At 66.8% G+C, this 6,255-nt stretch carries 6 protein-coding genes; all 6 read right to left on the bottom strand.

Features of this window, described 5'->3' with window-relative positions; translation table 11 throughout:
• Window positions 1–89 precede the first annotated feature (89 nt).
• Window positions 90–584 (bottom strand): DUF3489 domain-containing protein, encoded by a 495-nt coding sequence (locus F0184_RS19155; protein ID WP_150497812.1) that lies wholly within the window; start codon window positions 582–584, stop codon window positions 90–92.
• Window positions 585–674: 90 nt separating this feature from the next.
• On the bottom strand, window positions 675–899 hold the full coding sequence (locus F0184_RS19150; protein ID WP_062563487.1) for a hypothetical protein: 225 nt from the start codon (window positions 897–899) through the stop codon (window positions 675–677).
• A gap of 234 nt (window positions 900–1,133) precedes the next feature.
• Entirely contained in the window at window positions 1,134–1,922 is a 789-nt protein-coding gene (locus F0184_RS19145) for an inositol monophosphatase family protein (RefSeq protein ID WP_206668383.1), read from the bottom strand.
• An 11-nt stretch (window positions 1,923–1,933) separates the two neighbouring features.
• Window positions 1,934–2,971: an ABC transporter ATP-binding protein gene (locus F0184_RS19140; protein WP_150497811.1), complete on the bottom strand. Its 1,038-nt coding sequence runs from the start codon at window positions 2,969–2,971 to the stop codon at window positions 1,934–1,936.
• Between the two features lie 5 nt (window positions 2,972–2,976).
• A complete protein-coding gene (locus F0184_RS19135; RefSeq protein ID WP_150497810.1) occupies window positions 2,977–5,151 on the bottom strand; it encodes an ABC transporter permease in 2,175 nt (724 codons plus the stop codon).
• Entirely contained in the window at window positions 5,148–6,167 is a 1,020-nt protein-coding gene (locus tag F0184_RS19130; RefSeq protein WP_206668382.1) for an ABC transporter substrate-binding protein, read from the bottom strand. Before F0184_RS19130 ends, F0184_RS19135 begins: the two co-directional genes overlap by 4 nt.
• Between the last annotated feature and the right edge of the window lie 88 nt (window positions 6,168–6,255).

Genomic DNA, 6,255 nt, shown 5'->3' with positions numbered 1-6,255 from the left:
GTGAAAGAGGAGACGTTACCAGCCTGCAGCCCCGAGGATTATGCCGAACCCGATGCAGCAAAACTGAAGGTATTCAGATGATTACACAGTTACATCGGCATAATCCGGGCATCGGCATAATGAGCTTGCCAGCCTGTTTCGGCGACAATCTCCTCGATGGTCGCGCCGCCCTCGGCGCGGAGCATGGCGATCAGCTTGCCCTGCTTCGTTCCCTCGCGCGGTGTGCGCGTCCTGGGCGCGGCCTTCGGTTCGGTGGGAGTGTTCGGCGCGGGCTCGTCGGTCGGCGCGTCCGTCGCGCCCGCAGGCGCGGGGTTCGCGTCCTCGGTCTCGATCCCGATGGCGGCGAGCCCTGCGTCGGTGGCGACCAGCGTGACGCCGTGGCCGTCTCCGGTCTCGCGCCAGACGGGTTCGCCGTTGCGTATGTCCGCGTCGACCTCCTGCAGGAAGTCCTTCGCGAGCATCGCGCCGACCACCTTGGCGGCAGCGCCGCCGCGCAGGCTTTCGGGCAGCGGCAGGGCGATGTGCTCGGGCCGCTGGGCGGCGGCGCTCAGGATCAGGGCTTGGGTGTCGGAAAGTTTGGTCATCATCGTCTCCCGTATCGGGGCGCGCGGAATGCGGCCCCTTCTACGAGGTCGAGCCCGCCAGTCGGCGGGCGGGACCGGGAGCGGGTCGTCTCACTCGGCGTGTTCGCCTTCGTGGAAGGCCATGTCGGTGATCTCGCGCAGCTTGGCGCGGTAGTGGTTGAGGGTGCCGACATGGCCCCAGTTGATCTCGTCGGGGTGGGTCTCGAAATGGTCCGCGCTGAGGGCGGCGAGCCGCTCCAGCATCGCGTCGATCTCGGTCTTGGCGGCGATAAAGGCGTCGAGGGCTTTCGTGTTGTCGGTCGCGCGGCGGGTCATCGGGGTGGCTCCGTGGTGAGTTGCATCGCTTCGTTGGAGTGACGTTCGCTCTGTTCGCCGCGCTCATCAACTCGATAAGCACATGATTCGAAATGATAATCGGAGCTGTCGATGCAGGGCATGAGCGAGCGCCAGTACGCCGCCAATGTCGGGCTGTCACGGGGCGCGATCCAGAACGCACGGACGGCCGAGAGGCTGGTCCTCTATCCCGACGGCACACCTTACTCACGGGCGTTAGTTCATTGAGCAAAGGCGCGCCAGTGGGACGTAGACCCGGGGGGCCCCCGCCAGCACCCGCCCACCTTCCGAAAGCATCGCGTCCATTGCAACGGCTTCGATGCACCCGCCGGCCTCTTCGACCATGAGAAGGCCGCCGAGGCAGTCCCACGCGTTCATGTGCGGCTCGAAATACCCCGCGAGGCGGCCCGCCGCGACTTCGGCGAGCATCATCGCACCGGAGCCGTTGCGGTAGAAGATGCCGCCCGCTTCCATCAGGCGGGAGAGAGTTCCGCTGACGGTCTCGACCGGCGTACGGTGGCTTGCGCCGATGGCTGTCATTGCCCCCGTCAACTCCAGTGTGGTCGAAACCACGCGCGGCGCGCCGTTGCAGCGGAAACCGGCCCCGAGGCGCGCGTCGAACAACTCGTCAGAAACCGGCGCGAAGGTCGCAGCCGCAACCGTGCGGTTGCCCTCGACAAGCGCGATGGCGACGCACCAGTGCGGTAGGCCCGATAAGAAGGGCATGGTGCCGTCGATCGGGTCGATCACCCAGGTGGAACCGCTCGAGCCCGGCTTCGGCACGTCTTCCTCGCCGATGATCCCGTCATCGGGGAAGTGGGCGGCGATGCGGGCGCGCACCAGCGCCTCGACCTCGCGGTCAGCGCGGCTGACCACATCCTGCGGGGTTGCCTTGGACTCGATGGCGAGCGTGTCACGTGCCTCGAAGAATGCGAGCGCTGCCGCGCCGGCCTCGCGCACGATCTGGCAAGCGAACGCATGGCGCGCGGCGAGTTGGTCGGTCATAGGGTGTTCCTTCACGAAAGGCGGGTGACGCCGCCCGTGTCGATGCGCAGGGCGACGGGCTGGCCCGCCTCGAGCCGCGGCTCCGAGATAGGACGCGAGACCAGAAGTTCGGTGCCGCCGAGGGTCACCGCATATTCCATGCGGCTGCCGAGATAGGTCCCACTGGCAATCCGGGCGGGGCCGTCGGCGGAGAGATCGAGGGCGATGCGCTCGGGGCGGATCGAGACAGAGGCGGGGCCGTCGGCTCCCGATACCGGCACGTCGAGCCCCTCGGCGGCAAAACGGCCCGCCATGACGCGCCCCTCGATCAGGTTCGCGTCGCCGATGAAGTTGGCGATGAAGGCCGAGGCCGGACGCTCGTAGAGGTCTTCGGGCGTGCCGACCTGAGCGATGCGGCCCTTGTCCATCACCACGATGCGGTCAGAGACCGCCAGCGCCTCTTCCTGATCGTGGGTAACGTAGACGGCCGTCAGCCCGAATTCCTGTTGCAGCGCGCGGATTTCCGAGCGGACCTTGCGGCGGAGTTTGGCATCGACGTTCGACAGGGGTTCGTCGAAGAGGATCACGTCGGGTTGCTGGGCGATGGCGCGCGCGACAGCGACCCGCTGCTGCTGGCCGCCCGACAACTCGGCGGGCAGGCGGTCGTGAAGGCCGCCGAGGCCGATCTGGTCGAGAATGCCGCGTGCCTTGGCGTGGGCTTCGGCCTTCTTCACGCCTCGGATCACCGGGCCATAGGCCACGTTGTCGAGCACGCTGACATGGGGGAACAGTGCATAGGACTGGAACACCATGCCGACGTTGCGTTCCGAGGCCGGGTCGCGGCTGACATCGCGTCCGGCGATCCTCAGGTGGCCGTCGCTCGGCAGTTCGAGGCCCGCGATCAGGCGCAGGCTCGTGGTCTTGCCGCAGCCCGAGGGGCCGAGGAAGGTGACAAGCTCGCCGCGCCGGATCGCAAGATCGATGCCGTCGACCGCGACCGCGTCGCCGAAGCGCTTGACGACGCCCACGAATTCGATGGCGAGGTCCTGGGTTTCTGCGTTGTCCTTCATGTCTCTCATTCCGCCGGTTGGGCCGCGGTTGCGCCAGTCATGCCGGTCCGGCGGCCAAGTTGCCGCTTGCCGACCAGAAGCTGGATCAGTGCGACACAGGCCACCATGACCACCATGAGCACGGCCGAATAGGCGATGGCCAGCGCGTATTCGCCGTTCTCGACCCGGCCCATGATGTAGGCGGTCGCCATGTTGTGCCGCGCCGAGACAAGGAAGATCACCGCCGAGACCGCCGTCATCGCCGTGACAAAGGAATAGACGAGGGCGGTGAAGATCGCCGGACGGATCAGCGGCAGCACCACGTTGCGCAAGGTCTTTGCACCGCCAGCACCCATGGTCTGGCTCGCCTCCTCCATGCTGCGGTCGATCTGCGCCAATGCCGCCATGCCGGCGCGCATGCCCACGGGCATGTTGCGGAAGACGAAGCTGATCACGAGGATGATCATGGTTCCGGTGATGTCGACGGGCGGCACGTTGAAGGCCGCGACGTAAGAGACGCCAACGACTGTGCCCGGAATGGCGAAGGACAGCATTGTGCCGAATTCGAAGGCGCGGCGGCCCGCGAAATCCTGCCGCGCGACGAGCCAGGCGGTCAGGATGCCGATGGCCATTGTGAGGGGGGCGGAGAGCGCTGAGACCCAGAGGGTCGTGATCATCGAGTCCCAGGCAGAGCCGTAGAGGCGCAAGCCCTCGGTGCCGAGCTCGAAAGAAAATGCCGTCCAGATGTGGCCGAACGTGGGGGTGAGGTCGAGCCGGCCGATGTCGGTGACGAAGCCTCCGAGCAGAACGATCGAGTAGACCGCGATGGTGAAGGCCGCGAAGGGCAGCACGGCGGCGATGGCGGCGAACTTCAGCATCGGCGGCATCGGGGCCACGAGCCCTGCGTCCGACTTGCCGGTGACGGTGACGTAGTTCGATCGGCCGAGCCACCGGATCTGCGCCCAAAAGGCGACAAGTGTCAGCCCGAGAAGGATCATCGCCAGCGTCGCCGCGTTGCCGAGGTCGTAGCGTGCACCGACGACGGCGAAGAAGATCTTGGTCGACAGCACGTCGTAGCCGCCGCCCAGCACAATCGGGTTGCCGAAGTCGGCGAGGCTCTCGATGAACGCGAGAAGAAACGCCGCCGCGATGCCGGGCCGCAGGAGCGGCCAGGTGACGGTGCTGAAGGTCTTGAGGGGCCGCGCGCCGAGGGTCTTCGAGGCTTCCTCGAGGGTGGGGTTGATCGCCTCGAGCGTGCCGAGCAGCACGAGGAAGGTGACCGGCGTGAACGCCAGCACCTGCGCCATGAGAATACCGGTGAGACCGTAGACCCAGCGACCCGGGCGCACGTCGAACAGCTCGGCCCCGAACTGGGTGAGCATGCCCGAGCGCCCAAAGAGCACGATGATCGCCACGCCGACGACGAAGGGCGGGGTGATGATCGGCAGGATCGAGAGTGCGCGGAGCGCGCGCTTGAAGCGAAAATCGGTGCGCGCGACGAGTAGCGCGAGGGCAAGGCCGAGGGCGGTGGCGAACGTGGCCGAAAGGATGCCGAGCTGGAGGGTGTTGATCACGACACCGCAACTCTGGCTCGAGGTGAAGCAGGCCAACCCCCAAAGGTTCGGCGCTGTGATGCGTTCGACGAAGCGGCCGAGGGCGAGCGCACCTGTCTCGTCGGTGAAGGCGGCAGCGCCGAGCTTGAGGATGGGAAAGAAGACAAAGAGCGTCAAAAGGGCCACGATGATGATGACGCAAGCCGACGCGAACCGCTCGCCTCGGCAGAAGCCGCGGGCGGCCAGCCCATCGGAGAGAAGCCCCAAGAGCGCAAGGCCGGCGAGAAATCCGCCGAGACCGAGCCCGGTCTGCCCCGAAGCGGCGGTCGGGAAAAGGGTGCCGAGAGCGGGCAGGACGGGGCCGTTCAACCCGATGCCGAAGGCCTGCAGCAGAAGCGCCGCCAGAGCCGCGATCACGAGCGGCAGCAGCAAGGCGTGCCGCCGCCAGTCGCGGGCGATGAGCGCGAGGGCGGCAAGCGAAAAGGTCAGCCCGGCCACCGGCAAGAGCCAGGGCCGGTCCGACAGGCCGAGCGTCAGTGCCGAGGCGCCGATGCCGCCTGTGGCATACCACGGCAGCCCCACGGTCGAGACGACCAGAAGACCGAGCCAACCCAAGCTGGCTCGGTCGATGGTGCGGGTCGTCGTCACTGCGGCAGCGAACCGATCTCGGCGTCCCAGCGGGCGAGCAGGCGGGTGCGCGTCTCGCTTGAGCCGTAGGTTGCGAAGTCGTAGTCGATCAACCGGACATCCTCGAGACGTGGTGCCTCGGGCGGGGTGGCAGCGTTGACGTTGGATGGAACCTGATAGCTGGCGGCGCTTGCGCCCAGTTCCTGAGCGGCCGGGCTCAGCGCCCAGTCGTACCAGATGCGGGCGTTGTCGGGGTTGGGACCGCCTGCGATGATCGACATCGAGCCGACCTCGTACCCGGTGCCTTCGCAGGGTGCCACGGTGACGATGGGAGCGCCCTGAACGGTCTGGGCCACGGCGTCATGCTGGAACACGATGCCAATGGCGGTCTCGCCGGTGGCCGCCGCCCGGATCGGGGCGCTACCTGACTGGGTGTACTGGCTGATGTTGTTGTGCAGTTGCGTCAGGTAGTCGAACGCCTCGTCCTCGCCCATCAGCTGCACCATGGTGGCGAGCATTGTGTACGAAGTGCCCGACGAGTTCGGGTTGGCGACCTGCACGTCATCGGCAAAGCGCGGGTCGAGCAGGTCGGCCCAACAGGCCGGGGCCGGATCATCGACCAGTTCGCTGTTGTAGCCGAAGCCAAGTGCACCGGCATAGATGCCCACGGTGCGGAAGCCGGAGGTTTCCGCCTGGCGCACGGCCCAGTCCTGCAACTCGGCGAGCACGGGCGAGCGGTACTCCTCGGTCAGTCCCTCCTGCGCGGCTTGCAGGTGCGGGTCGCCGGTGCCGCCCCACCACACGTCACCGCGCGGCTGGCCTTCCTCGGCCTTGATCTTGGCATAGGTCTCGCCCGAGGAGGCGCGGGTCATCAGCACGTTGATACCGGTCTCGCGGCTGAACGCCTCGGACATGACCCGGCACCATTCCTCGCCGACCGAGCAATAAAGCACGAGTTCGCCTGATTGGGCACGGGCCTGCATGGCCGGAAGCAGTGCGATGGCCGAGGCGGCTAGGAGCATGGATCGTCTGTTCATGGTGGTTTCCCTTCGTTTTGAGGTTCGGCGTGGTGTTTGCAGGCTACGGTTCGCCTGGCTTGTCAGAAGTCGTTTTCCTAGAAACAGG

This window comes from Roseibium aquae (assembly GCF_008711285.1).
GTDB classification, from domain to species: domain Bacteria; phylum Pseudomonadota; class Alphaproteobacteria; order Rhizobiales; family Stappiaceae; genus Roseibium; species Roseibium aquae.
The sequence above is the reverse complement of the archived record's forward strand: the minus strand, read 5'-3'. Positions and strand labels throughout refer to the sequence as shown.